Source organism: Arthrobacter saudimassiliensis (assembly GCF_059090665.1).
In genome coordinates this window covers 157,264-182,302 of the sequence record NZ_JBNHFX010000003.1, presented here as the reverse complement: position 1 = coordinate 182,302, position 25,039 = coordinate 157,264, and the positions used below count along the sequence as shown (strand labels likewise).

General features: G+C 68.9%; 22 protein-coding genes. 15 read left to right on the top strand and 7 right to left on the bottom strand.

Features of this window, described 5'->3' with window-relative positions:
- Positions 1 to 56: 56 nt before the first annotated feature.
- On the bottom strand, positions 57 to 2,408 hold the full coding sequence (locus AC5RV6_RS12110) for an FdhF/YdeP family oxidoreductase (protein ID WP_494007579.1): 2,352 nt from the start codon (positions 2,406 to 2,408) through the stop codon (positions 57 to 59).
- A gap of 195 nt (positions 2,409 to 2,603) precedes the next feature.
- Here AC5RV6_RS12110 and ligA point away from each other — a divergent pair, with 195 nt between their 5' ends.
- From ligA to AC5RV6_RS12095, 3 genes are all read left to right on the top strand, one after another.
- A complete protein-coding gene (gene ligA, locus AC5RV6_RS12105; protein ID WP_494007578.1) occupies positions 2,604 to 4,886 on the top strand; it encodes an NAD-dependent DNA ligase LigA in 2,283 nt (760 codons plus the stop codon).
- Complete coding sequence (locus AC5RV6_RS12100) at positions 4,883 to 5,638, top strand: inositol monophosphatase family protein (protein WP_494007577.1); 756 nt, start codon at positions 4,883 to 4,885, stop codon at positions 5,636 to 5,638. The genes ligA and AC5RV6_RS12100 overlap by 4 nt, the downstream gene beginning before the upstream one ends.
- A gap of 580 nt (positions 5,639 to 6,218) precedes the next feature.
- Complete coding sequence (locus AC5RV6_RS12095) at positions 6,219 to 6,467, top strand: hypothetical protein (RefSeq protein ID WP_494007576.1); 249 nt, start codon at positions 6,219 to 6,221, stop codon at positions 6,465 to 6,467.
- A gap of 70 nt (positions 6,468 to 6,537) precedes the next feature.
- Here AC5RV6_RS12095 and ctaD read toward each other — a convergent pair whose 3' ends face one another.
- On the bottom strand, positions 6,538 to 8,289 hold the full coding sequence (ctaD, locus tag AC5RV6_RS12090; protein ID WP_494007575.1) for an aa3-type cytochrome oxidase subunit I: 1,752 nt from the start codon (positions 8,287 to 8,289) through the stop codon (positions 6,538 to 6,540).
- 254 nt (positions 8,290 to 8,543) lie between these two features.
- On the opposite strand from ctaD, the gene AC5RV6_RS12085 reads away from it, so the two are divergent.
- From AC5RV6_RS12085 to gatB, 5 genes are all read left to right on the top strand, one after another.
- Positions 8,544 to 8,984, top strand: coding sequence for a TraR/DksA family transcriptional regulator (locus tag AC5RV6_RS12085; RefSeq protein WP_494007574.1), 441 nt, complete (start codon positions 8,544 to 8,546; stop codon positions 8,982 to 8,984).
- A 115-nt stretch (positions 8,985 to 9,099) separates the two neighbouring features.
- Positions 9,100 to 9,597 carry a GNAT family N-acetyltransferase gene (locus AC5RV6_RS12080; protein WP_494007573.1) on the top strand — a complete coding sequence of 166 codons (498 nt, stop codon included), beginning with the start codon at positions 9,100 to 9,102 and terminating at the stop codon, positions 9,595 to 9,597.
- A gap of 171 nt (positions 9,598 to 9,768) precedes the next feature.
- The gene (gene gatC / locus AC5RV6_RS12075) at positions 9,769 to 10,065 is read left to right on the top strand and encodes an Asp-tRNA(Asn)/Glu-tRNA(Gln) amidotransferase subunit GatC (RefSeq protein ID WP_494007572.1); all 297 of its coding nucleotides are present in this window, start codon (positions 9,769 to 9,771) and stop codon (positions 10,063 to 10,065) included.
- A 9-nt stretch (positions 10,066 to 10,074) separates the two neighbouring features.
- Positions 10,075 to 11,577, top strand: coding sequence for an Asp-tRNA(Asn)/Glu-tRNA(Gln) amidotransferase subunit GatA (gatA, locus tag AC5RV6_RS12070; protein WP_494007571.1), 1,503 nt, complete (start codon positions 10,075 to 10,077; stop codon positions 11,575 to 11,577).
- Positions 11,577 to 13,094 (top strand): Asp-tRNA(Asn)/Glu-tRNA(Gln) amidotransferase subunit GatB, encoded by a 1,518-nt coding sequence (gene gatB / locus AC5RV6_RS12065; protein WP_494007570.1) that lies wholly within the window; start codon positions 11,577 to 11,579, stop codon positions 13,092 to 13,094. The genes gatA and gatB overlap by 1 nt, the downstream gene beginning before the upstream one ends.
- Before the next feature lie 79 nt (positions 13,095 to 13,173).
- Here gatB and AC5RV6_RS12060 read toward each other — a convergent pair whose 3' ends face one another.
- Both AC5RV6_RS12060 and AC5RV6_RS12055 read right to left on the bottom strand, forming a co-directional pair.
- Positions 13,174 to 13,356: a hypothetical protein gene (locus tag AC5RV6_RS12060; RefSeq protein ID WP_494007569.1), complete on the bottom strand. Its 183-nt coding sequence runs from the start codon at positions 13,354 to 13,356 to the stop codon at positions 13,174 to 13,176.
- Between the two features lie 9 nt (positions 13,357 to 13,365).
- Positions 13,366 to 13,620 (bottom strand): hypothetical protein, encoded by a 255-nt coding sequence (locus AC5RV6_RS12055; protein WP_494007568.1) that lies wholly within the window; start codon positions 13,618 to 13,620, stop codon positions 13,366 to 13,368.
- Positions 13,621 to 13,818: 198 nt separating this feature from the next.
- Between AC5RV6_RS12055 and AC5RV6_RS12050 the strand changes: the two genes are divergently transcribed.
- Positions 13,819 to 14,715: an aminoglycoside phosphotransferase family protein gene (locus AC5RV6_RS12050; protein WP_494007567.1), complete on the top strand. Its 897-nt coding sequence runs from the start codon at positions 13,819 to 13,821 to the stop codon at positions 14,713 to 14,715.
- 24 nt (positions 14,716 to 14,739) lie between these two features.
- On the opposite strand, the gene AC5RV6_RS12045 is transcribed toward AC5RV6_RS12050, so the two are convergent.
- Entirely contained in the window at positions 14,740 to 15,042 is a 303-nt protein-coding gene (locus AC5RV6_RS12045; RefSeq protein WP_494007566.1) for a transcriptional regulator, read from the bottom strand.
- A complete protein-coding gene (locus AC5RV6_RS12040; protein ID WP_494007565.1) occupies positions 15,035 to 15,502 on the bottom strand; it encodes a hypothetical protein in 468 nt (155 codons plus the stop codon). Before AC5RV6_RS12040 ends, AC5RV6_RS12045 begins: the two co-directional genes overlap by 8 nt.
- 163 nt (positions 15,503 to 15,665) lie before the next feature.
- Here AC5RV6_RS12040 and AC5RV6_RS12035 point away from each other — a divergent pair, with 163 nt between their 5' ends.
- Positions 15,666 to 16,787: an NAD(P)/FAD-dependent oxidoreductase gene (locus AC5RV6_RS12035; RefSeq protein ID WP_494007564.1), complete on the top strand. Its 1,122-nt coding sequence runs from the start codon at positions 15,666 to 15,668 to the stop codon at positions 16,785 to 16,787.
- Positions 16,788 to 16,815: 28 nt separating this feature from the next.
- Here AC5RV6_RS12035 and AC5RV6_RS12030 read toward each other — a convergent pair whose 3' ends face one another.
- Positions 16,816 to 17,478, bottom strand: a complete 663-nt coding sequence (locus AC5RV6_RS12030) for a TetR/AcrR family transcriptional regulator (RefSeq protein WP_494007563.1) — start codon at positions 17,476 to 17,478, stop codon at positions 16,816 to 16,818.
- 169 nt (positions 17,479 to 17,647) lie between these two features.
- Here AC5RV6_RS12030 and AC5RV6_RS12025 point away from each other — a divergent pair, with 169 nt between their 5' ends.
- From AC5RV6_RS12025 to AC5RV6_RS12005, 5 genes are all read left to right on the top strand, one after another.
- On the top strand, positions 17,648 to 19,105 hold the full coding sequence (locus tag AC5RV6_RS12025; protein WP_494007562.1) for a flavin monoamine oxidase family protein: 1,458 nt from the start codon (positions 17,648 to 17,650) through the stop codon (positions 19,103 to 19,105).
- Entirely contained in the window at positions 19,102 to 20,631 is a 1,530-nt protein-coding gene (locus tag AC5RV6_RS12020; protein ID WP_494007561.1) for an APC family permease, read from the top strand. The genes AC5RV6_RS12025 and AC5RV6_RS12020 overlap by 4 nt, the downstream gene beginning before the upstream one ends.
- 63 nt (positions 20,632 to 20,694) lie before the next feature.
- On the top strand, positions 20,695 to 21,972 hold the full coding sequence (locus AC5RV6_RS12015; protein WP_494007560.1) for an agmatine deiminase family protein: 1,278 nt from the start codon (positions 20,695 to 20,697) through the stop codon (positions 21,970 to 21,972).
- On the top strand, positions 21,969 to 23,699 hold the full coding sequence (locus AC5RV6_RS12010; RefSeq protein ID WP_494007559.1) for an amidase: 1,731 nt from the start codon (positions 21,969 to 21,971) through the stop codon (positions 23,697 to 23,699). Before AC5RV6_RS12015 ends, AC5RV6_RS12010 begins: the two co-directional genes overlap by 4 nt.
- Before the next feature lie 244 nt (positions 23,700 to 23,943).
- A complete protein-coding gene (locus tag AC5RV6_RS12005) occupies positions 23,944 to 24,915 on the top strand; it encodes a hypothetical protein (protein WP_494007558.1) in 972 nt (323 codons plus the stop codon).
- Positions 24,916 to 25,039 lie beyond the last annotated feature (124 nt).

Genomic DNA, 25,039 nt, shown 5'->3' with positions numbered 1-25,039 from the left:
CCCGTACGTACGGGTCCCGGCCTGCAGGCCTTTACGCCGGTGCCGGCCTCGTCCGGTCAGACCGGTGCAGGTGCGCGGCGCATCTTGTCCTCGGGTGCCGGGCTCTCACCGGCAGCGGCCGGAACCACCCGGACGATCACCGTCTTGGACACCGGGGTGTTGCTGCCTTCGGCCACGTGCTCCAGGGGCACCAGCACGTTCGCCTCGGGGTAGTACGCGGCCACGCAGCCCCGGGAGGTGGGGTAGGAGACCAGTCGGAAGCTGTGCAGGACACGGTCCACGCCGTCCTTGTAGACGCCGTGGATGTCCACGAACTGGCCGTCGTGCAGGCCCAGTTCCTGGAGGTCCTCGGGGTTGATGAACAGCACGTGCCGGCCGCCCTTGATACCGCGGTAGCGGTCATTGTGGCCGTAAATGGTGGTGTTCCACTGATCGTGCGAGCGCATGCTTTGCAGGATCAGCGTGCCTTCGGGCCGCTCCACCGGCTCCAGGTCATTGACCGTGATGATGGCCTTGCCGGTGGGCGTGTTGAAGGTGCGGGAATCCCGGGGACCGTTGGGCAGCACGAACCCGCCTTCGCGGCGGATCCGCTCGTTGTAGTTCTCGCAGCCCTGCACCACCCGGGAGATGTGGTCCCGGATGAGGTCATAGTCCCGCTCGTAGCCGGCCCAGTCCGCCTTGATCCGGTCCCCGATCACCAGGGCTCCCAGCCGGGCGATCAGCGCCGGCTCCGAAAGCAGATTGGCGGACACCGGCTCGACGCCGCCGTGCGAGGCATGCACGGCACAGACCGTGTCCTCCACGGAGACGAACTGGCGGCCGCTTTCCTGGATATCGATCTCGGTGCGGCCCAGCACCGGCAGGATCAGCGCCTCCTTGCCGGTGATGAGGTGGGACCGGTTGAGCTTGATCGAAATCTGCACCGACATTTCCGCCTTCTGCATGGCGGGCTCAACGAACTGGGTATCGGAGATCGCCGAGATCAGGTTGCCGCCCAGCGCCATGAAGAACTTGATCCGCCCGTCCTGCAGCCGCCGGAAGGTTTCCACGGCGTCGGCGCCGTGCTCGCGGGGCGGCTCGAAGCCGAACTCCTTGCCCAGCGCGTCCATGAAGTGCCGCGGCATCTGCTCCCAGATGCCCATGGTCCGGTCGCCCTGGACGTTGCTGTGCCCGCGGATGGGGGCGGCGCCGGCTCCGGGCTTGCCGATGTTGCCGCGCAGCAGCAGCAGGTTGATCATTTCCTTGATCGTGGCGACACCCTTTTTCTGCTGGGTGATGCCCATGGCCCAGGTGATGATGACCCGTTCGGCCTTGAGGTAGCGCTCGGCCAGTTCGTCGATTTCCTCGATGCGCAGGCCGGTGGCCTCCAGCACGGTCTCGTCATCGAGCGTGGCCAGATGCTCGCGCAGGTCCGCCAGGCCCTCGGTGTGCTGTTCCAGGAACTCGTGGTCCAGGACGGTGCCGGGGTTGCGGTCCTCGGCCTCGAGGACCCGCTTGGAGATGGCCTGCAGCAGCGCCATGTCGCCTCCGAGACGGATCTGCAGGAACTGGTCCGCCAGTTCGGTGCCCTTGCCGGCGACGCCGCGCGGCTTCTGCGGATTCTTGTAGCGGCGCAGGCCCGCCTCCGGCAGCGGATTCACGGCGACGAGGTTTCCGCCGTTGCGCTTGCACTCCTCGAGGGCGGTGAGCATGCGGGGATGGTTTGTGCCCGGGTTCTGGCCCATCAGGATGATCAGGTCGGCCTTGCCGAAGTCGTCGTACGTGACGGTGGCCTTGCCGATGCCGATGGTCTGGCCCATGGCCCACCCGGAGGACTCATGGCACATGTTGGAGCAGTCGGGCAGGTTGTTGGTGCCGTAGGCGCGCACAAAGAGCTGGTAGAGGAAAGCCGCCTCATTGGAGGTGCGGCCGCTGGTGTAGAAGGCCGCTTCTTCGGGGGAGTCCAGCGACTTCAGCTTGTCGGCCACGATGCCGAGCGCGCGGTCCCAGCTCACCGGCCGGTAGTGGTCCTCGTCGGCCGCCTTGTACAGCGGCTCGGTGAGTCGGCCCTGCATGCCCAGCCAGTATTCGGTGCGCTCGCGCAGATCGGTGAGGCTGTGCTCCGCCCAGAACTCCGAGGGAATGATCACGGGCGCGGCCTCCCAGGTGACCGCCTTGACTCCGTTTTCACAGTATTCAAACGGGCTGCGGTGCTTCGGATCCGGCCATGCGCAGCTGGGGCAGTCGAAGCCCTTCTTCTGGTTCATGCGGAAGGTTGTGCCAAGAGCCCGGGAGAGCCCCATCTTCTCAATGGCGGGCTTCATGGAGTGGTACACGGCAGGAACCCCTGCAGCCCATTCCTTGGGTTTGCCCGTGACCTTTATGTCCTTCTCGTCAACGTCCTCCACCTTGGGTTTCTGCTTCGCCACTGCGATCTTCCCTTCATCGGTCAACTGGTCGGCCCCGCCGCAGCAGGTCCTGTCGGCCGTCGTATATGTACCCATAGGCCTAGCAGGGACCACGCCGTACTGCAAGCATCGCCCCCGTCGGACCGGGGGTTCGGTAGTTCTACATGCCCTGCCGGCGACTGCCTCCACGGGCGCGGATACGGCAAGATGGTTTAGGTGAGCACAGCCAAGACCTCCGCGGAGCAGGCGGGCACCCAGGCCGCCGTCGAATCCGTCAGCACCGACGCCCCGCCCGCCGCCGATCTGCGCCGGGAATACGAGGAACTGGCGGACCTGGTCCGCAAGTACCGGTTCGCCTACTACAACGAAGACGCACCGCTGGTGTCGGATGCCGAATTTGATTCGCTCTACCGCAGGCTCGAGGAGATCGAGGCCCTGCACCCCGAGCTGGTCACCAACGATTCGCCCACCCAGGAAGTCGGCGGCGAAGTCTCCGCCGCGTTCTCACCGGTGCAGCACCTGCAGCGCATGTACAGCCTCGAGGATGTCTTCTCCCTCGAGGAGCTCGACGCCTGGGTGCACCGGGCCGAGGCGAACGTCGAGCAGATCTCTCCCGGATCCCGCATTCAATGGCTCACCGAGCTGAAGATCGACGGGCTGGCCATCAACCTGCTCTACCGCAACGGTGAACTGGTCCGCGCCGCCACCCGCGGCGACGGCACCACCGGCGAGGACATCACCCACAACGCCCTGACCATCGCGGCCATCCCGCGCCGCCTCCAGGGGGACAACATTCCGGCCGAGGTGGAAATCCGCGGCGAGGTCTTCATCCCCTCCAAGGACTTCGCCGCCCTCAACGAGGCCATGGTCGAGGCCGGCAAGGCGCCGTTCGCCAATCCGCGCAACGCGGCTGCCGGCTCGCTGCGGCAAAAGGACCCGCATGTCACCGCGCAGCGGCCGCTGACCATGTACGTGCACGGCATCGGCGCCCGCGAGGGCCTGACCGCCGGCAGCCAGTCCGAAACCTATGACCTGCTCAAGGCCTGGGGCCTGCCCACCTCGCCCTATTACAAGGTGTTCGACAGCTACCAGGACGTGCTGGCCTTCATTGCCCACCACGGCGAGCACCGGCACGACCTCAGCCACGAGATCGACGGCATCGTTATCAAGGTGGACGACTTCGGCCTGCAGCGGGCCCTGGGCCACACCTCCCGTGTCCCGCGCTGGTCCGTGGCCTACAAGTACCCGCCGGAGGAAGTGAACACCAAGCTCCTCGACATCCGGGTCAACGTCGGGCGCACCGGCCGGGTCACCCCTTACGGCGTCATGGAGCCGGTCAAGGTGGCCGGCTCCACCGTGGAGATGGCCACCCTGCACAACCAGGACGTCGTCAAGGCCAAGGGCGTGCTGATCGGCGACACCGTGGTGCTGCGCAAGGCCGGAGACGTCATTCCGGAAATCGTGGGCCCCGTCGTCGCGCTCCGCGATGGCACCGAACGCGAGTTCGTGATGCCTACCCGCTGCCCCTCCTGCGGCACCGAGCTCGCCCCCGCCAAGGAGGGCGACGTCGACATCCGCTGCCCCAACGCGCGCTCCTGCCCGGCGCAGCTGCGCGAGCGGGTCTTCCACCTGGCCGGCCGCGGCGCGTTCGATATCGAAGCCCTCGGCTGGGAGGCCGCCATTGCGTTGACCTCCCCGGCCGAGCCGGAGCAGCCGCCGCTGACCAGTGAGGCGTATCTGTTCGACCTGAGCATCGACGACCTGGCGGACGTGCGAATCGAGCGGCCGAAGCGGGTCAAGGGCGTGGTGCAGGGCACCGAGCTGGTGCCGTATTTCTACACCAAGGGCACCGCCAAGAAGCCCTCCGAGCCCAGCGCCAACACCCGCAAGCTGTTCGACGAACTGGAAAAAGCCAAGAGCCAGCCGCTGTGGCGGGTGCTCGTCGCGCTGTCCATCCGGCACGTCGGCCCCACCGCCGCCCGCGCCCTGGCCACCGGCTTCGGCTCCATGGACGCCATCCGCGCCGCCACGGAGGAGCAGCTCGCCCACGTCGACGGCGTCGGCCCCACCATCGCGGCGGCGCTGAAGGAATGGTTCGCCGAGGACTGGCACGTGGAGATCGTGGACCGCTGGGCCGCCGCCGGCGTCCGGATGGCGGATGAGCGCGACGAATCGATGCCCCGCACGCTCGAAGGCAAGACCATCGTCGTCACCGGGACCCTGCCGAACTTCAGCCGCGACGAGGCCAAGGAAGCCATCATCAGCCGCGGCGGCAAGGCCTCCGGCTCAGTGTCGAAGAAGACCGACTACCTGGTCGCCGGGGAGAACGCCGGCAGCAAGCTGGACAAGGCCGAGCAGCTGGGAGTCCCCGTGCTGGACGAGGACGGGTTCCGGGTCCTGCTCGAGACCGGTTCCGCTGCACCGGCCGACGCCGATGCGGTCGAGGACAAGGCCGCGGACACGGATCGTGCGGAGGGCGCCGAAGCGGGGGAGGCATGAACACCGGCTCGGACCGCGATCCGCTGGTGCTGCTCGCGGTGGCCCGCGAGGCGGCCGCAGCCGGCGCCGCAGTGCTGGCCGGTCGCGACGCCGGGCAGCTGAACGCCGTCAACAAGAGCGCGGCGGGGGACTGGGTGACCGACTTCGACACCGCGGCCGAGACGGCGGTCCGCGAGGTGCTGCTGCGCCTGCGTCCCCGCGATGTCATCGGGGGAGAGGAACTGTCCGTCCACATCCCGGAGGAGCCCTCGGGCATCCGCTGGTCCATCGACCCGCTGGACGGCACCACCAACTTCATCCGCAACATTCCCTTCTATGCCACCTCGGTGGCGGCGGTGGACGACGACGGCGTCTGGCTCGCCGGCGTCGTGCACGCCCCGGCGCTGGGTCGGATCTACTACGCCGCCGCCGGACAGGGAGCCTGGGTTGAGTCCGGGGGAGCCCGGACCCGGCTCAGCGGCCCGGATCCGGAGCGGAAAGGCCGGCTGCTGGGCACCGGATTCTCGTACGACGCCACACGACGCCGGGAACAGTACGCCGCCCTCCCTGCCCTGGCCGAAGGATTCGCCGACATCCGCCGGCTGGGCTCCGCCGCCCTGGACCTGTGCCTGGTCGCAGACGGAACGCTGGACGCCTACCTCGAGCAGGGCCTGAACGAATACGACTACGCAGCCGGGGCATTGATCGCGGAGGAGGCCGGCGTCGCGGTTGAACGTCCGCCCGCGCCCGGCGGCGTCATGAGCGCCGGCTAGTCCTCCTCCTTCAAGCCCTACTACGGCTGCGGCGGCGGCTCCCTCCGGAGTGCGGCGGATCCCTCCGGTCCGCGATGGTTCCCTCCGGTTCGCGCGCGTCCTCCGGTTCCAGGCGGAGGAAATGCGCAAAGTGGAGGGCCTGGACTCAAAGTGGAGGGCACCTCTTGGAAAACGGGGACGGGGTGCCGTAACAATCGTCGGCCGTCCGGCAATCCGCAGTTGTAACAAACCGCCGTCGCCGGTCATTGTGCACCCGATATCTCCCGCCGCCGATACGTTTTGACATCCGCCCGGCCGATATGTCTCCGACACGTATTATTGCCGGTCACATGCAGGTGCATTTACCTTCTTCGGGTGTACAACTTAGGTACCTGCAGCTGACGAATCGTCTGCCGAAAGGGACCTGGAAGGGCCCCGATCGGCGATGGATCTGGCCGTCCGTTCAAAAATGGGCGATCCGTCTCTGTTTGTACCAGCGCCTGCCCCGTTGATCCGATACCCGTGGTATCGGGAACTTCGACGGCAGGAAACACAATTACCGCCGGCTCACCGCCGCGGACTATCGAAATGGGGGTAGGAGATGGGGGATCTCCGATTGGTGCCGGGAATGGTCGTCCAGCAGGAGGGCGTCGGCGGCACGGTAAAGCTGAAGGTCCTCGGGGCGAGCAACTGCGACGGCTGCGGCAAGCTGGGCGTCATTGCCCAGGTGCTGGACAACGCCGTGGTGGACAGCTTCCACTACTGGAAGGGGCACGTCATTGTGGTGGACCGGACCAAGCTCACCCGCGACCCTGCGGCGCCCATGTGGTCTGCGGTTGCCGGGCACTGATCCCGCAGCCGGAAGCCGGACCCGCCTGAGAGCGGGTCCGGCTTTTTCGTAGGCCCGGCAGCCCGCTTAGCTACTGGCGCGGATCAGGGTTGCGGGGCTCCGTGGTGCCCATATCGGCAGCTCCCAGGAGCTTGTCCGCCGGGCCGGACGCCGCGCCCTGCGGCCGTGGGCGCAGCTCGGGATGGTGCAGGTCCAGCGCCGGGCGCTCCGACCGGATCTGCGGTATGGAGACGAAGTTGTGCCGCGGCGGAGGGCACGACGTCGCCCACTCAAGCGAGCAGCCGAACCCCCAGGGATCGTCCACCTCCACCTTCCGGCCATGGCGCCACGTGACGTAGACGTTCCAGAAGAAGGGGATCAGGGAGATTCCCAGCAGGTAGGAGCCCACCGTGGAGACCTGGTTCATGGCGGTGAAGTTGTCCTCCACCAGGTAGTCGGCATACCGGCGGGGCATGCCCATGACGCCCAGCCAGTGCTGGACCAGGAAGGTGAGGTGGAAGCCGATGAGCAGCAGCCAGAAGTGGATTTTCCCGAGCCGCTCGTTCAGCATCTTGCCCGTCCACTTCGGCCACCAGAAGTAGAAGCCGGCGAACATGGCGAACACCACGGTGCCGAACACCACGTAGTGGAAGTGGCCCACCACGAAGTAGGTGTCAGACACGTGGAAGTCCATGGGCGGAGAGGCCAGGATGACACCGGTCAGGCCGCCGAACAGGAAGGTGATCAGGAACCCGATCGCCCACAGCATGGGGGTGTCAAAGGTGATCGAGCCCCGCCACATGGTGCCGATCCAGTTGAAGAACTTCACGCCGGTGGGCACTGCGATCAGCATGGTCATGAACGCGAAGAAGGACAGCATCACCGAACCGGTCACGTACATGTGGTGCGCCCACACCGTCATGGACAGCGCCGCGATCGCGATGGTGGCGAAGACCAGCCCCTTGTAGCCGAAGATCGGCTTGCGGCTGAACACCGGAATCACCTCGGAGATGATGCCGAAGAACGGCAGCGCGATGATGTACACCTCGGGATGGCCGAAGAACCAGAACAGGTGCTGCCAGAGAATCGCTCCGCCCTGTTCCGGATCGAAGATGTGCGAGCCGAAACGGCGGTCCATGCCGAGGGCAAACAGCGCCGCAGCGAGCGGCGGGAACGCCATCAGCACCAGCATGGAGGTCACCAGGGTGTTCCAGGTGAAGATCGGCATCCGCCACATGGTCATCCCCGGAGCGCGCATGCACACGATCGTGGTCACGAAGTTCACCGCGCCGAGGATCGTGCCGAAGCCGGACAGGGCCAGGCCGAAGACCCACAGATCACCGCCCAGCCCGGGGGAGAACGTCGTATTGGACAACGGGGTGTAGGCCGTCCAGCCGAAGGACGCGGCGCCCTGGGGCGTGATGAATCCGGACAGGGCAATCAGGCTGCCGAACAGGAAGAACCAGAAGGCCAGGGCGTTCAGGCGCGGGAACGCGACGTCGGGGGCGCCGATCTGCAGCGGCATCATCACGTTCGCAAATCCCGCGAACAGGGGAGTGGCGAACATCAGCAGCATCATGGTGCCGTGCATGGTGAACAGCTGGTTGTACTGCTCCTTGGACTGCAGGATCTGCATGCCCGGTTCGAACAGCTCGGCCCGGATGATCAGCGCCATCACTCCGCCGATGCAGAAGAAAACGAAGGAGGCGATCAGATACATGTTGCCGATGATCTTGTGGTCGGTGGACGTCAGCCAGCCGACGACGATGCGTCCCCGGGAGACGGGAACCACCCGCGGCGGGACGGTGGTGCCGGACTCACCGGTGTACTCGACAGTTGACACGGCAGCCATCCTTAGCAGCAGGAAGGGCACGGCCGCACCGGAACCATAAGCTGCCGGAGGCTCCGGGCCGGGCCCGTTTGGCAAGCAGTCTAGGAGTCGGGCCCTGCCGGGTCCAGAGCGGGCGGCAACCGGGGTCCGGAGCGGGGCAAAGGCACATTAAGCCCTGAGGGAAGACCCTGCCGGCAGACCGGTTTTTTGCGGGTCGGAAGCGGATAATGGATCGAACGCCCGCTTCGGCTTAGGGAGGTTGCACCATGCCCAGGAAGACAGCCACCACCACCCGGCGGACCGCGCGCGGCACCGCCCGCCCGGCCGCCCGTCCGGTTCCCACCCCGGAGGGCCTCGACACCGCACGGTTCGCGGCCCTGATCGATGAACGGACAGCGCACGCCCGGGAGCAGATCGACGCCGCGCTGGCCGAGATCCGCGAGGTCACCATCGCCGCCCAGGACACCCCGGCCGACGACGAACATGACCCCGAAGGCTCCACGGTCACCATTGAGCGGGCCAACGAGATGTCGATGCTGGCGGCGGCGGAAGCCTCGCTCACGGAGCTGACGGAGGCACGGCGTCGGCTGGACCACGGTTCCTACGGAATCTGTGAACGCTGCGGCTCCGAGATACCGACGGCGCGGCTCGAAATCCGGCCCGAGGCGCGGACCTGCGTGGCCTGCGCAGGCGCCCGCAGGCGCTGATTCCGCCGGCGGCAGGCCCCTGAGACGGGGCCCACGTCCGGTCAGGGGCGGACCCCGGTCAGGCGTAGGATTGCAGGGCCGACTTTTACCTGCGTGTTAGGACACCGCACCCGCCATGAGCATTACCGTCCGCCAAGCCGTGCCCGCCGACTTCGACGAAATCCGCCGCATCACCCGTGACGCCTACATCAAAGACGGCCACATCGACGCCGACCACGGCTACCTGCCCAAGCTCGAGGACGTAGAGGACCGGGCGGCCAACGCCGCCGGCCTCTGGGTGGCCGAGCTCGACGGGCGGGTGGTGGGCTCCACCGCCCTGACCTTCACCGGCCAGCCGTACACGGACATCGCCGTCGAAGGCGAACTGGAGTTCCGGATGCTTGCCGTGGATCCGGCGGTCCGGCGTCGGGGCGTGGGCCGCGCCATCGTGGAGGCGGTCATCGCCTATGCCCGCACCCTGGACGGGATCGAAGCGGTGAGCCTGACCAGCATGCCCTCGATGACCGGCGCCCACGCCCTTTACCTGGCCATGGGCTTCGAACGCCAACCCGAGCGGGACTGGACCGTGCCGGGCATGGACCTGCCGCTGATGGTCTTCCGCTTCAGGCTCTGAGGCTGCCGCTCCGACCCCTTGCCGCCGGCCGGTTCCGACGGCGTCGGAAGGCGCAGGCCGGCGGGGGACCGCCCGGCCCGTTGCGCCGCCGTCGGGCGCGTCCGACGCCGTAGACTGGAACGGAACCGGCGCGAGCCGAAGACCAAACTGCAATTGACGCATGGGAGACGCATGTCTGAGATCAATCGTGAGGCCGTGGCGCATCTTGCGCGGCTGGCCCACATTGAGATGACCGACGACGAGCTGGACAAAATGGCCGGCGAACTCGACGTCATCGTGGATTCGATCAAATCCGTAAGCGAAGTGGCCGGCGCGGACATCCCCGCCACCTCGCACCCCATCCCGCTGGCCAATGTGTTCCGCGAGGACGTCGTCGGGCAGACCCTGAGCAACGAGGAGGCGCTCTCCGGCGCCCCCGACGCCGCCGACGGCCGCTTCAAGGTCCCGGCCATCCTGGACGAGGAGTAGGACGGAACCATGAGTGAACTGATCACCGCCAGCGCCGCGCAGCTGGCCGACAAGCTTGCCGCCCGTGAGGTCTCCGCCGTCGAGGTCGTCCAGGCGCACCTGGACCGCATCGCCGAGGTGGACCGCGACGTCAACGCGTTCCTGCACGTCAACACCGACGAGGCGCTCGCCGTGGCCGCTGAGGTCGACGCCGCCCGCGCCGCCGGCGAGCAGCTGCACGAGCTGGCCGGCGTGCCGATTGCCATCAAGGACCTGATCGTCACCAAGGGCCAGCCCACCACGGCCGGCTCGAAGATGCTCGAGGGCTGGATGAGCCCCTACGACGCCACGGTCATCTCCCGCATCCGCGCCGCCCGCCTGCCGATGCTCGGCAAGACCAACCTGGACGAGTTCGCCATGGGCTCCTCCACCGAGCACTCCGCGTTCGGCCCCACACGCAACCCGTGGGACCTGGACCGGATTCCCGGCGGATCCGGCGGCGGTTCCGCCGCAGCCGTGGCCGCGTTCGAGGCCCCGCTGGCGCTGGGCACCGACACCGGCGGCTCCATCCGCCAGCCGGCCGCCGTCACCGGTTCGGTGGGTGTGAAGCCCACCTACGGCGGCGTCTCCCGCTACGGCGCCATCGCCATGGCCTCCTCGCTGGACCAGATCGGCCCGGTCTCCCGCACCGTGCTCGACGCCGCGCTGCTGCAGGAGCTGATCGGCGGCCATGATCCGCGCGACTCCACCTCGCTGACCGACCCGGTCGGCAACCTGGCCGAGGCGGCCCGCAACGGCAACGTTGCCGGGATGCGCATCGGAGTCGTCCGCGAACTGCAGGGCGAAGGCTACGAAGCCGGCGTGCAGGCCCGCTTCGACGAGTCGCTGGAGCTGCTGAAGGACGCCGGCGCCGAGATCGTCGAGGTCTCCTGCCCCAACTTCAAGTACGCCCTGGGCGCCTACTACCTGATCATGCCGTCGGAGGCCTCCTCCAACCTGGCCAAGTACGACGGCGTCCGGTACGGCCTGCGCCGCCTGCCCGCCGACCCGCCGCTGACCATTGAGCGGGTCATGGGCGCCACCCGCGCCGCCGGCTTCGGCGACGAGGTCAAGCGCCGCATCATCCTGGGCACCTACGCCCTCTCCGCCGGCTACTACGACGCCTACTACGGCTCGGCCCAGAAGGTGCGCACCCTGATCCAGCGCGACTTCGACGCCGCGTTCGCGCAGGCCGACGTGCTGATCTCCCCGACCTCCCCGAACACCGCGTTCAAGCTGGGGGAGAAGCTGGACGATCCACTGGCCATGTACCTGAACGACATCGCCACCATTCCGGCGAACATGGCCGGCGTGCCCGGCATCTCGGTGCCCGGCGGCCTGGCCGACGGGCTGCCGGTGGGCATCCAGTTCCTGGCCCCCGCCCGCGAGGACGCCCGCCTGTACCGGGCCGGCGCCGCGCTCGAAGGGCTGCTTGAGCAGAAGTGGGGCGGCCCGCTGCTGGCCAAGGCCCCGGTACTCGGAGGAGTGAAGTAATGTCCGTGCACACCCAGGACGAGGTCCTGTCCTTCGAAGCGGCCATGGAGAAGTACGACCCGGTGCTCGGGTTCGAGGTCCACGTGGAGCTGAACACGAAGACCAAGATGTTCTCCGACGCCCCGAACGTGTTCGGCGACGAGCCCAACACCAATGTCACCCCGGTGGACCTGGGCATGCCCGGCGTGCTGCCGGTGGTGAACAAGACCGCGGTGGAGTACTCGATCCTCATCGGGCTGGCGCTGAACTGCAAGATCGCCGAATCCTGCACCTTCGCCCGGAAGCAGTACTTCTACCCGGACACCCCGAAGAACTTCCAGACCTCGCAGTACGAGGACCCGATCGCCTATGACGGGTACCTGGACATCGAGCTGGAGGACGGCGAGGTCTTCCGCGTGGAGATCGAGCGCGCGCACATGGAGGAGGACGCCGGCAAGCTGACCCACATGGGCGGCGCCGCCGGACGCATCCAGGGCGCCGACTTCTCCCTGGTGGACTACAACCGCGCCGGCGTGCCGCTGGTGGAGATCGTCACCAAGCCGATCGAGGGCGCCGGTTCCCGGGCGCCCGAACTGGCGAAGGCGTACGTCGCCGCGATCCGGGAAATCGTGAAGAACCTGGGGGTCTCAGATGCCCGCATGGAGCGCGGCAACGTGCGCTGCGACGCCAACGTCTCCCTGCGCCCGCACGGCCAGGAGAAGTTCGGCACCCGCTCCGAGACGAAGAACGTGAACTCGCTGCGCGCCGTCGAACGCGCCGTGCGCTACGAGATCCAGCGGCACGCCGCGGTGCTCGAATCCGGCAACGCGATCGTCCAGGAGACCAGGCATTGGCACGAGGACACCCGTTCCACCACCTCGGGCCGGCCGAAGTCCGACGCCGACGACTACCGGTACTTCCCGGAGCCGGACCTGCTGCCGGTGGTGACCACCCCGGAGTGGATCGAGGAGCTGCGCTCCCGCCTGCCCGAGCCGCCGGCCGAGCGCCGCAAGCGGCTGAAGGCGGACTGGGGCTACTCCGACGCTGAGTTCCGTGACGTCGTCAACGCCGGCGTGATGGATGCGATCGAGGAGACCGTCGCCGCCGGCGCCTCCGCCGCCGTCGCCCGCAAGTGGTGGATGGGCGAAGTGGCCCGGCGCGCCAAGGAAGCCGAAGTCGATCCGGTGGACGTGGGCGTCACGCCCGAGCTCATCGTGGAACTGGACCGCCTGGTCCGGGCCGGGAAGATCAACGACAAGCTGGCCCGCCAGGTGCTCGACGGCGTGCTCGCCGGCGAGGGCACCCCGGAGGAAGTCATCGAGAAGCGCGGCCTGGCCGTGGTCTCCGACGACGGCGCGCTGCTCGAGGCGATCGACGCCGCCCTCGCGGCCCAGCCCGACGTCGCGGACAAGATCCGCGGCGGCAAGGTCCAGGCCGTCGGCGCCATCGTGGGCGGGGTCATGAAGGCCACCCGCGGGCAGGCCGACGCCGGCCGCGTGCGCGAGCTGATCCTCGAACGCCTCGGCGTGCAGGGCTGATCCAGGCGCTGCCGCCATAGGTGCATGCGGGAGCAGGCTCCGGGAAATCCCGGGGCCCGCTCCTGTCTGTGTGCGAGAACTACGGGTTCTCGAAATACATGACGACTCCGGCGCATATTATGAACAACATGCCCATGGCAGCAATGCCAAGTTCCTTGATCCTTGGGGTGGGCTTGTTTTCTGCGGGCTTTACAGCCCTGATGAAGGCCAGGAGGCCGAAGGACAAGCCTGCCAGGCTCAGAATGATCGCGCCGATAGGCATGGTTACTCGCTACCGGCCGCCGGTGGGGAACAATGAGAAGAACGTGATCCCCAGGCTCAAAGCCATTCCTCCCAGGAGCGGGATCACCATGGCAGTCTTCTGAAACTCATCCCCTCCGGGGAGCCTGTCCATGGTTTTCTTCCCGACCACCATCTCGGTGGCCCGCCCGGCGAACTTCCCGACGGAACCGATCTTTCGAAATCCGATCAGGCACGCGATAAACAGGATGGGTCCAATTACCAGGCCGGGCCACGATAACTCCATTGTTCCTCCTCCGGTTTGGCGTCCGTTTGGTAAGGATGTGTGGCAGGGTACCTTCGGCAACACCCAGGGAACCACCTGGTCTCTACGCATGTTGGGAAGCACGCAGTTAACCCGGCCGAGCAGACCCATTGCCCGTTTCCAACCTCGAAGGCGCCCACAGGTCCTCCGCCCCGGGGCCGGGCCGCGTAGCCTGTCGCCATGGCACACTCCCCGCCCGAACACGCGGTGGACGCAGGGCTGGTCCGGCGTCTGGTCGACGAGCAGCATCCGCCGCTGTCCGGGCAGCCGGTGGTGTACGCCGCCGTCGGCTCCGACAACCATGTCTTCCGGCTGGGGGACCGCCACGCGGTCCGGCTGCCCCGCCATGCAGGGTCCGCGGCGCGGATGCGTCATGAGCAGCGGTGGCTCGCGGCCCTGGCCCCGGATCTTCCCGTGGCGGTGCCGGTCCCGGTGCACAGCGGCGCCCCCACCCCGGACTTCCCCTGGCCGTGGTGCATCACCGCCTGGTTCGCAGGAACGCAGGCGGCCGGCCGGGCCCGCGGGCACAACGCCGTCGTCGCCGCTCCGCTGGCCGGTTTCCTCAATGCCCTGCACCGGCCGGCGCCGGACGGTCACCCGCCGAACGCGGTACGTGGGCGGACCCTGGCCGCGGGCGACGCGGTGGTGCAGGCCCGGCTGCACAGCGGCATGGTGCCGCATGCCGTCCGGGTGGAGGAACTCTGGGCCGCGGCACTGGACGCGTCCGCCTGGCCCGGGCCGGCCTTGTGGCTGCACGGGGACCTGCATCCGGGGAACCTGCTGGTGCGCGGCGCGGCGCTGGAGGCCGTGGTGGACTTCGGCGAACTGACCGCCGGGGACCCGGCCACCGATCTGGCCGCGGCATGGCTGGTGTTCGACGCCGCCGGGCGCCGCGCCTTCCATGCCGGTCTGGGCGGCCAGTACGACGCCGATCCCGATGTCTGGCTCCGCGCCCGCGGCTGGGCGCTGCTGCTGGCCACCGACCTGCTGGCCGGCGGGGCTGAGCTTCCGGGGCTGCACCTGATCGGCTCCGAGGCGCTGATGGAGCTGCTTACCGAAGACGTGTGGGCGGAATGAGGGGTTCCGGCTGTTCCGGCGGGCTCACTCCGCGAGGCGGTCGGCGGCTGCCGCGAGCCGGCGCAGCTCGGCTACGTGGGCTTTGAAGGCGGATTGTCCCGCCTTGCTCATGGTCGCCCAAGTGCGCGTCCTGCCGGCCACTGCACCCTTGCGAAGCGTGACGAATCCTGCCTGCTCAAGGACCTTGAGGTGCTTGCTGAGCACCGAGTCGCTGAGCGAGAGGGCCTCGCGAAGCACGGAGAACTCCGCCTCGCCGACTTCCGCCAAAATGGAGCAGATCCGCAGGCGGGTCGGCACATGGATGACCTCGCTGAAGCCCTCATCCATGGCGGAGGGCGTTCTCCAGACGCGAATCCATCAGCGGACCCATGACCAGGGTCAGGAGCAGCGCCAGCATTCCGCCCGTGACGGGCAGCCACAGCGAGGGGTGGAGGGCATACGCGATCAGACAGGCGGCGGTCAGGAGCCCGAACAGCGACGCATATCCCCAGGCGAGTCCTCGACTGCCCGGATGCGTGTAAACGTCCAGCACCACCCGTCCGCGGGACTGGAGCAGCGGCAGGGCGCAGAAGATGACCGCTGAAACGGCCAGCAGCGCCGTCGCCCAGCTGTGGTGCTTGGAAAGCGTCAGGCCAATGATGAAAAGGGCCATGCCCACGCCCTGGGCGGGGTACAGCCAGGCAGGGGAGCGCACATGGGAAGCCAGGGCCCGGCGTGACTGCGCGACGGAGTCCAGGGCCAGCCTGGCATCTTCGGGAGAAGGGCGGGAGGCCCGGTTGTCATCCATCGCCCGAGCGTAGGCTTTCCATTACGGAAAGTGAAGACTTTCTATTGAGGAAAAACAGCGGTTTCCGCGCCCGCAGGGGCCGGCCCGTGGCCACCGCATGCCAGAATGAGCGATCAGGGCGCACCCGCAGCCGCACCGCCGTCGCTGAAGGGAAGCACATCGGATGGACACCAGCTGCGACATCCTGGTCATCGGCGGCGGCATCGCGGGTCTGTCCCTGGCGTCCGAACTGGCCGAGCGGGCCGACGTCGTGGTCATTGAAGCGGAACCGAGCCTGGCCTACCACACCTCCTCCCGGTCCGCCCGGCAGCTGATCCCCAGCTACGGGCCCGCCATCGTGCAGGCGCTGACCATCCGTACGCTTGCCCTGATCCGCGCCCTCGAGGCGGACCTGCCGCAGCCCCTGCTGACGCCGCGCAGCTTCATGCTCATCGGCGACGAGGAAGACGTCCGGGACCGGGCCAGCGGGCACATGCACCCCATCACTGCCGCCGAGGCCTACGCCCTGGCACCGGAGCTGCGTGAGGGGGCGGTCAGCGCGGCCGGCCTGGACACCACCTCGGTGGCCTGCGATACCCGGGGCCTGCTGGATATGCATATCGCCAGGATCCGGGACCACGGCGGACGCATCCGCACCGGAGCCAGGGCGGGCTTTGCCTCCCGGAACGCTGCGGCGGGCCCGGGATCGGGAGCCAGCGTCGACGGCACGAGGTGGGTGGTGCAGACGCCCTCGGGCACCGTCACCGCGGGGAAAGTGGTCAACGCGGCGGGTGCCTGGGCGGACGACGTCGGCCGGCTCTTCGGTGCCCGACGGCTGGGACTCCAGGCGTACCGCCGCACCGCCGCGCTTGTCGACGTCCGTAATCCGCCGGCACCGGACGGGCCCATGGTGGCCGACGCCGGCGACAAGTTCTACTACCGGCCCCTCGACGGGCGGGTCCTGATCTCACCGGCCGAGAGTGTACCGAGCATCCCGATGGATGCCCTGCCGAGGGCCGGGGACGTGGACGCCCTGGTCACGCTGATCGACTCGGTGACCACTTTGGACATTGCGGGGGTGGAGCACGCCTGGACGGGGCTGCGGACCGAAGCGCCCGACGGCGTGCCGGTGGCGGGCTACGACGCCGACGTGCCGGGCTTCTTCTGGCTGGCCGGGCAGGGCGGCTACGGATTCCAGACCTCGTCCGCGCTGGCGGAATTCTCCGCCCACCTGCTGATGGGCGATGAGATTGACCCCGTGACCGCCGCGGCCCTCACACCCACCCGGGCCGGCCTGGGCGGCTGAACCCAGCCGTCTGCACCTTGGCCGCCGGTCAGGTGTGGAGCGCGGACAGCCGCGAGCGGAAGCCCTCCAGCATGGCCGAGAGCGCCAGATCGAAGGCCCGGACGGCGGCCTCGCCCGGATCCCGGGGCCGGTCGCGGGCAGCGGCGGTGAACCTGGGCGCAAGGTCGGCGAGCTCGCCCGGATCGAAGATGTCGGCCGGAGCCGTGGCATCGTATGCCGCGCCGAAGACCAGCGACTCCACCGCCACGATGACATCGACGGCCTCTGCCCCCGGCCACCCGGCATCCATCAGCCCGCGGGCCACAGCCTCATACATCTCAAGGGTGTGCGGGGAATCGCCCACCGGCAGCACGGCCATCACCGGAATCATCGCGGTGTGCTGCGCATAGCAGTCCCGGTAGGACCGGGCCCACCGCTCCAGGGCGGCATCCCAGGCCAGCACGCCGAAGCCGGAGCGGTCGATGCCCCGGTTGATCCTGTCCTGGACCCGGACCAGCACATCCCTTTTGGAGGGGGTGTGGTTGTACAGCGCCGACGTGGAGACCTTCAGTTCCCGGGCGAGCTCCGTCATGGTCAGGTTCCGGTAGCCCCGGTCGCTCACGATTCGGATCGCCGCGTCGGTGATCCCTTCGGTGGAGAGCAGGGGCTCGGTGGGACGGCCGCGTCGTCGGGCGGTGCGGGCGATGGCCATGGAGCTCCTCGGAACGGACGGGCGGCGCAGGACGGCAGGGAGGCTGGAACCAGTGTAGGCCGGTGCGTTACGGAGCCGATGTTAATTCCATGTTTCGGCCCTTGACGCGGGTCCTTCCCAACCCACTTAATGAATCTAATTCATTTCTTGTCGTGAGGGAGAACACACCGTGTCGGATCAGAGGACACTGGGCAGCATCAAGGCCATTGAGCGGGACGTCGTCGTCGTCGGGGCGGGCCCGGCGGGCCTGATGGCCGCGCGCACGCTCGCCGCGGCCGGCAAATCCGTGGCGGTGCTGGAGGCCCGCGACCGGGTCGGCGGGCGCACCTGGTCCCGCACCATTGACGGCGCGTTCCTGGAGATCGGCGGGCAGTGGGTTTCCCCGGACCAGACCGAGCTGCTGGGCCTGCTGGAGGAACTCGGCAAGCAGACCTTCCCGCGTTACCGCGACGGCGCCGCCGTCTACCTGGGCGTGGACGGCACCCGCCACACCTACACCGGCACCACCTTCCCCGCCGGCGAGCAGACCATCGCCGAAATGGACCGGCTCACCGCCGAGCTGGACGCCCTGGCCGCCGAGATCGGGCCGCACGAGCCCTGGGCCCATCCGCGGGCCCGGGAACTGGACACCATCTCCTTCCACCACTGGCTGCGCACGCAGTCCTCGGACGAAGCGGCGTGCAACAACATCGGCCTGTTCGTGGCCGGCGGCATGCTGACCAAGCCCGCGCACTCCTTCTCCGCGCTGCAGGCCGTGCTCATGGCTGCCTCCGCCGGATCCTTCTCCAACCTGGTGGACGACGGGTTCATCCTGGACCGCCGCGTCGTGGGCGGCATGCAGTCCGTGTCCGAGGCCATGGCCGCCGAACTGGGCGAGGACGTGGTGTTCCTTCAGACTCCGGTGCGCGCCATCCGGTGGGGCGGCCCGGAGGACACCTACGCCGAGCATGTGCCCGGCACGCCGGTCACCGTGTGGAGCGACCGGCTCACCGTCACGGCGCGCGACGTCGTCGTCGCCGTCCCGCCGAACCTGTACTCCCGGATCTCCTTTGAGCCGCCGCTGCCGCGCCTGCAGCACCAGATGCACCAGCACCTGTCGCTGGGCCTCGTGATCAAGGTCCACGCGGTCTACGAGACCCCGTTCTGGCGGGACGCCGGCCTCTCCGGCACCGGCTTCGGAGCGGGCGAACTGGTCCAGGAGGTCTACGACAACACCAACCACGGGGATCCCCGCGGCACCCTGGTCGGATTCGTCTCCGATGAAAAGGCCGACGCCGTGTTCGCCCTCCCGGCGCAGGAGCGCCGCCGGGCGATCCTTGAGTCCCTGGCCCGGTACCTCGGTGACGAGGCGCTGGAACCGGTGGTCTACTTCGAATCCGACTTCGGCTCCGAGGAATGGACCCGCGGCGCCTACGCCGCCAGCTACGACCTGGGCGCACTGCACCGGTACGGCGCCCACCAGCGCACCCCCGTCGGACCGATCCGCTGGGCCTGCTCCGATCTGGCCGCCGAAGGCTACCAGCACGTCGACGGCGCGCTGCGCCAGGGCCGGCTGGCCGCCCTGGAAATCCTCGGCACCGACGCCCCGGAAGCCGTTCCCGTCACGAGCAAGGAGACCGTCGCATGAAAACCCGCCTTCCCGCCGCCCGCAACGGCGACCCTGCCCTGGGCGGACATGCCAAGGGCCTCAGCGCCGGTTCGGTGGGCCTGCTCGGCTCCCTGGTCATCGGCGTCTCCACCATCGCCCCCGCCTACACGCTCTCCGGGGCGCTGGGCCCGACGGCGGCGGAAGTCGGTGTGTACCTGCCGGCCATCCTGCTGGTCGGCTTCGTTCCCATGCTGCTGGTCGCCATCGGCTACCGGCAGCTGAACCGGGCCATGCCCGACTCCGGCACCACGTTCACCTGGGTGTCCAAGGCCTTCGGCCCCTGGCTGGGCTGGATGGGCAGCTGGGGCCTGCTGGCCGCGACCATCCTGGTGCTCTCCAACCTGGCCGGCATCGCCGTGGACTTCTTCTACCTGGCCCTGGCCCAGATCACCGGCAATGACGGCATCGCCGAACTGACCCGCAACGTACCGATCAACATCGCCACCTGCCTGGCCTTCGTGGCCGCCGCCACCTGGGTTTCCTACCGGGGCATGGAAGCGACCAAGGCAGTGCAGTACGTGCTGGTGGCGTTCCAGCTGATCGTGCTGATCTGGTTCTCCGTTGCCGCCTTCGGACACGTCGCCGGAGGCACCGCGTTCGACGGGCTGAGCATCCGGCCCGAGTGGTTCAACCCGTTCGGCGTCGAATCCTTCTCCGCCTTCGCCGCGGGAATCTCGCTGTCCGTCTTCATCTACTGGGGCTGGGACGTCGTGCTGACCATGAACGAGGAAAGCCGCGGCGCGGCGACCACTCCCGGCAAGTCGGCGATTGTCACCATCCTGGTGATCGTCGCCCTCTACATGACCGTGTCCCTGGGCGTCCTGTCCTTCTCCGGCGTCTCCGACGAAGGACTCGGCATGGGCAACCCGGACATCCAAGAGAACATCTTCGCCGCACTGGCCGGCCCCATCATGGGCCCGTTCGCCATCCTGATGTCCCTGGCCGTGCTCTCATCCTCCGCCGCCTCGCTGCAGTCCACGATGATCTCGCCGGCCCGCACCATGCTGGCCATGGGGCACTACGGCGCACTGCCGGGCAAGTACGCCAAGGTCACCGAGCGCTTCCGCTCGCCGGGCTACGCCACCGTGGCCTCCGCCGTCATCGCCTCGGTCTTCTACGCCGTGATGCGCGTGGTCTCGGAGAACGTCCTCTGGGACACGATCACCACGCTGGGCATGATGGTCTGCTTCTACTACGGAGTCACCGCCCTGGCCTGCGTCTGGTACTTCCGCGCCGATGCCTTCCGCAGCGTGAAGGGCTTCCTGGCCAAGATCCTCGCCCCGCTGATCGGCGGAATCCTGCTGCTGGTGTTCTTCGTGCAGACCTCCTACGACTCGATGGATCCCGAGTACGGGTCCGGGTCCGAGATCGGCGGCGTCGGGCTGGTCTTTATCCTTGGCATCGGGATCCTGGTGCTGGGCGTCGCGGCGATGCTGATCCAGTACCGGCGCAGCCCCGGCTTCTTCCGGAACCGCTTCGAGACCACCGAACTGCCGGTCGACTAAGCCTGCAGGCCGTGTCACTGCGCTCCACCACGCGTCAACACCACACTGAAGGAACCACTCCCGATGCACTCCACTGGTCCCCGCACTCCCGGCCTGCCGGCAGCTCCGGAAGCCGCCAACACGGCCGGAACCGCCGCTGATCCGGGCCTTACGACGCTGCGCATGCCGGGGGAGTGGCACCGCCACGAACGCACCTGGATGGCTTTCCCGCCGCCGAACGACACCTTCGGGCCAAACGGCTCGGACACGCTGGCCCGGGCCCGGCGGGCCTGGTCGGCCGTGGCCCGGACCATCGCCCGGTACGAGCCCGTGACCGTCGTCGCCGCTCCCGACGACGCCGCGGCCGCCCGTGCCGCGCTTGGCGTCGGAGGCGACGGCGGGAGCGGAGACAAGGGCGGGAGCGGCGGCCCCAAGGGCGCGGACCGTGGCCGTGACGTCCATGACGCGGGGCAGCCCGACATCACCGTGGTCACCGCACCGCTCGACGACGCCTGGCTGCGCGACTCCGGGCCCAGCTTCGTGCATGCCGCGGACGGATCCCTGGCGGCCGTGGACTGGGTGTTCAACGGGTGGGGCGCCCAGGCGTGGGCGGCGTGGGACAACGACCGGCACCTGGGGCGCATTGTCGCCGGACAGGCGGGTGCGCCGGTACACGCCAGCGGCCTGGTCAATGAGGGCGGCGGCTTCCACGTGGACGGGGCAGGCACCGTGCTGCTCACCGAAACCGTCCAGCTGGATCCCGGCCGGAACCCCGGCGCCACGCGGGAGCAGGTGGAAGCGGAGATCCATGCCCGGCTGGGTACCGACACGGCGATCTGGCTGCCCCGCGGCCTGACCCGGGACTACGACGAGTTCGGCACCCGGGGGCACGTGGACATCGTGGCCGCGTTCGCCGGGCCGGGCACGGTGCTGGTGCACCGCCAGGACAATCCGGCCCACCCGGACTTCGAGGTGACCCGGCAGATCCGCGCCGCCCTGGCCGAGGCCGTCGACGCCCGCGGCCGGAAGCTGGACATCATCGACGTTCCGGCGCCCACCGTGCTCGAGGCCGGCGACGGGTTCGTCGACTACTCATACATCAACCACTACGTCGCCAACGGGGCGGTGATCCTGTGCGCCTTCGACGACCCGAACGACGCCGTCGCCGCCGACATCCTGGCCCGTGCCTACCCGGGCCGCACCGTCGAGCTGGTCGACGCCAGGGACATCTTCGCCTTCGGCGGCGGGATCCACTGCATCACCCAGCAGCAGCCGGCGGCGCAGCCTTTCCCCGGCCCCGCGGCAGGCGCGACGGGAACCGCGTCTGCGTCCACCGGGCGGACCACCGGGGTGGCTCCGTGAACGGCACGGGATTCGACGTCGTCGAGGCGTCCATTGCCGAGCTGCGTGCCGCGATGGAACAGGGGAGGACCACCAGCGAGGAACTGACGGCCGCCTACCTGGCCCGCATCGCGGCATATGACACCGCGGGTCCGGTGCTGAACGCGATGGTGGTGATGAACCCCCACGCGCTCGCCGAGGCCCGCGCCGCCGACGAGCGGCGGCGGCAGGGCACCGTGTTGGGCCCCCTGGACGGCATCCCCTACACCGCGAAGGACAGCTTCCGGGTACGCGGACTCACCGTGGCGGCGGGCTCGCCCGCCTTCGAGCACCTGGTTGCGCAGGATGACGCGTTCACCATCGAGCGGCTGCGGGCCGCCGGCGCGGTGCTGATCGGGCTGACCAACATGCCGCCGATGGCCAACGGCGGCATGCAGCGCGGGCTGTACGGCCGCGCCGAGAGTCCCTACAACCCCGCGTACCTCACCTCGGCGTTTGCGTCCGGGTCCTCCAACGGCTCCGGCACCGCGACCGCCGCGAGCTTCGCGGCATTCGGCCTGGGCGAGGAGACCTGGTCCTCCGGGCGGGCACCGGCGTCGAACAATGCCCTCTGCGCCTACACGCCCTCCCGCGGGGTGATCTCGGTGCGCGGCAACTGGCCCCTGGTCCCCACCATGGATGTGGTGGTTCCGCACGCCCGCACCATGGCGGACCTGCTGGAGGTGCTGGAGGTGGTGGTCGCCGACGACCACGAGTCCCGCGGAGACTTCTGGCGCGTCCAGCCGTGGATTCCCATCCCCGCTGCCTCGGCCGTCCGTCCCGCCTCCTACCGCGCACTGGCGCCGGCCTCACCCGCGGACACCCGGCAGGTCCTCGCCGGTGTCCGCCTCGGCGTGCCGCGCATGTACATCAACGCCGACCCCGACGCCGGCACCGCCGCCCACCCCGGGATCGGCGGGCCGACCGGGCAGCGCATTCACACCCGGGACAGCGTCATGGATCTCTGGCACGCGGCCCGGGCGGACCTGGAAGCGGCCGGCGCCCAGGTCATCGAGGTCGACTTCCCGGCGGTCAGCAACTATGAGGGCGACCGCCCCGGAGCCCCCACCATCGCCACCCGGGGCCTGGTCAGCCCCGAGTACCTGCACCGCGAGCTGCTGGACCTGGCGGCCTGGTCCTGGGACGACTTCCTCCAGGCCAACGGGGACCCGGCCCTGAACCGGCTGGCCGACGTCGACGGCGGAAGGATCTTTCCGCATCCGGAGGGAGCGCTGCCGGACCGCTATGACGGATTCGAGGACGACATCGCCGCCTATCCGCAGCACGTGCGGAAGCACGGCGTCGACTCGGTGGAGCAGATCCCGCACCTGGCCGAGGGCCTGCGCGGGCTGGAGGAAACGCGGCGGCTGGACCTGGAGCAGTGGATGCACGGGCTGGGGCTGGACGCCGTCATCTTCCCCGCAGCGGCCGACGTCGGGCCGGCCGATGCTGACGTCGACCCCGCCGCCGCGGAGCTGGCCTGGCGCAACGGCGTGTGGGTGGCCAACGGCAACCTGGTTCCCCGCCACCTGGGCATCCCCACGGTGACCGTGCCGATGGGAACCATGGCGGACACCGGCATGCCGGTGGGCCTCACCTTCGCAGGCAAAGCCTGGGATGACACAGCCCTGCTGCGGCTGGCGGCGGCTTTCGAGGCGACCGGACGACGCCGAACGGCGCCGCCGCGAACGCCCCCGCTGGAGGGGTGAACGGCCGCGGAAGAGGTGGGGCGAGGCCCCGGAAGAGCGGCGTCGCGAAAGTGTGAGCAAAGTCTCATCTGTTGGGCGTAACGAATCGGGCAACACCTGCGGGTTTGGTCAACTCGCGGGGCGGCTGTGCATAGAGTTGTCGTGTCAGGCCGGTTCCGGCAAACCCCTCGATTCCTCTCTTCCGCCTTTGCGTTTCCGAAAGGTCCCCGCAGTGCCAGATCTTTTGCCGCCACAGTTCGTAGGCGTGCAGCAGCGTCCGTTCTACCACCGGGCGCGCACCGTCCTGACATGGATTTCCGTGATCTGGCTGGCCGCGGCCGTGCTGGGCATCGGGTTCTTCTCCGGCGGCACCACCAACCTGGCTCTCTCCCTGGCCCTGCTCTACGGCACCGGCATGGCGCTGGTGGTGGTTCTCTTCGCGCTGTACCGCTGGCTGAGCGGCTCCGCCCGCCGCCGCAACGCAGCGGCTCCCGACGACGCCGCTGCCGCGGTCTTCGTCGATGCAACCCGTTCGGCGCAGGAGGAACTGTGGGCGGCCCTGCTGCCGCCCAGGCCCGTCGGACTGCCCGGCGTCCGCACGGCGGTCACCACCGAGGAGGCCCGCCGTGCCCTGGCCACGGCACGGAAGTCGGCAGCGGCAGCACCGCGCAGCACGGTGGAGCCCGAGGCCCCCGTCGCTCCGGCTGCCGAGTCCGCCGCCGTCCCGGCCCAGGCCGCCCCGGCGGGCCGGCCTGCCGCGGCGACCTCGAATGGCGAGGTCGAGGGGACGCGTCCGATGAAATCGGCCGTCAGCAAGAAGGCCGTCAAGAAGTCGGGAAAGAAAACAGCCCGCAAGCGCCCGGCGCCGGCCACTGGAGCCGGGGATGGCAGGCGCCCGGCGTCGGCCGCCGGAAGCGGTGCCAAGCGCCCCGCAGCAGCCAAGCAGGCGTCGGGGAAGGCGTCCGACCGACCCGTGCAGGCGAAGCCCGGGTCCGGGAACAGGGCCGGTGCGAAGCCCGGTTCCGCCGCGTCAGGCCCGGGCAAGGCCTCCGCCTCCAGGGACGCCGGCCACGGACGTCCGGATGCCACCCTTCGGACCCGCGAACTGCTCACCGGCAACGGCCGTGGACACCTGTCGTTGACTCCGCCGGTGGGCGGCGGACCGACGTCACCGAGCCCGCGCGCACCCCGTCGGGACGACACTGCCCGGCGTGACTCGGAGCGCAAGGCCTCCTAGCGTCCACGGCAGGACGGGGCAGGTCACCGCCTTGCTCCTGCCGCTGCTCCGGGATGGAGGAAAAGCTCTCAGGAAATCTCCAGCCTGCTGACAGTACCCCTTCAGCAACGGCCATTAACGTAGT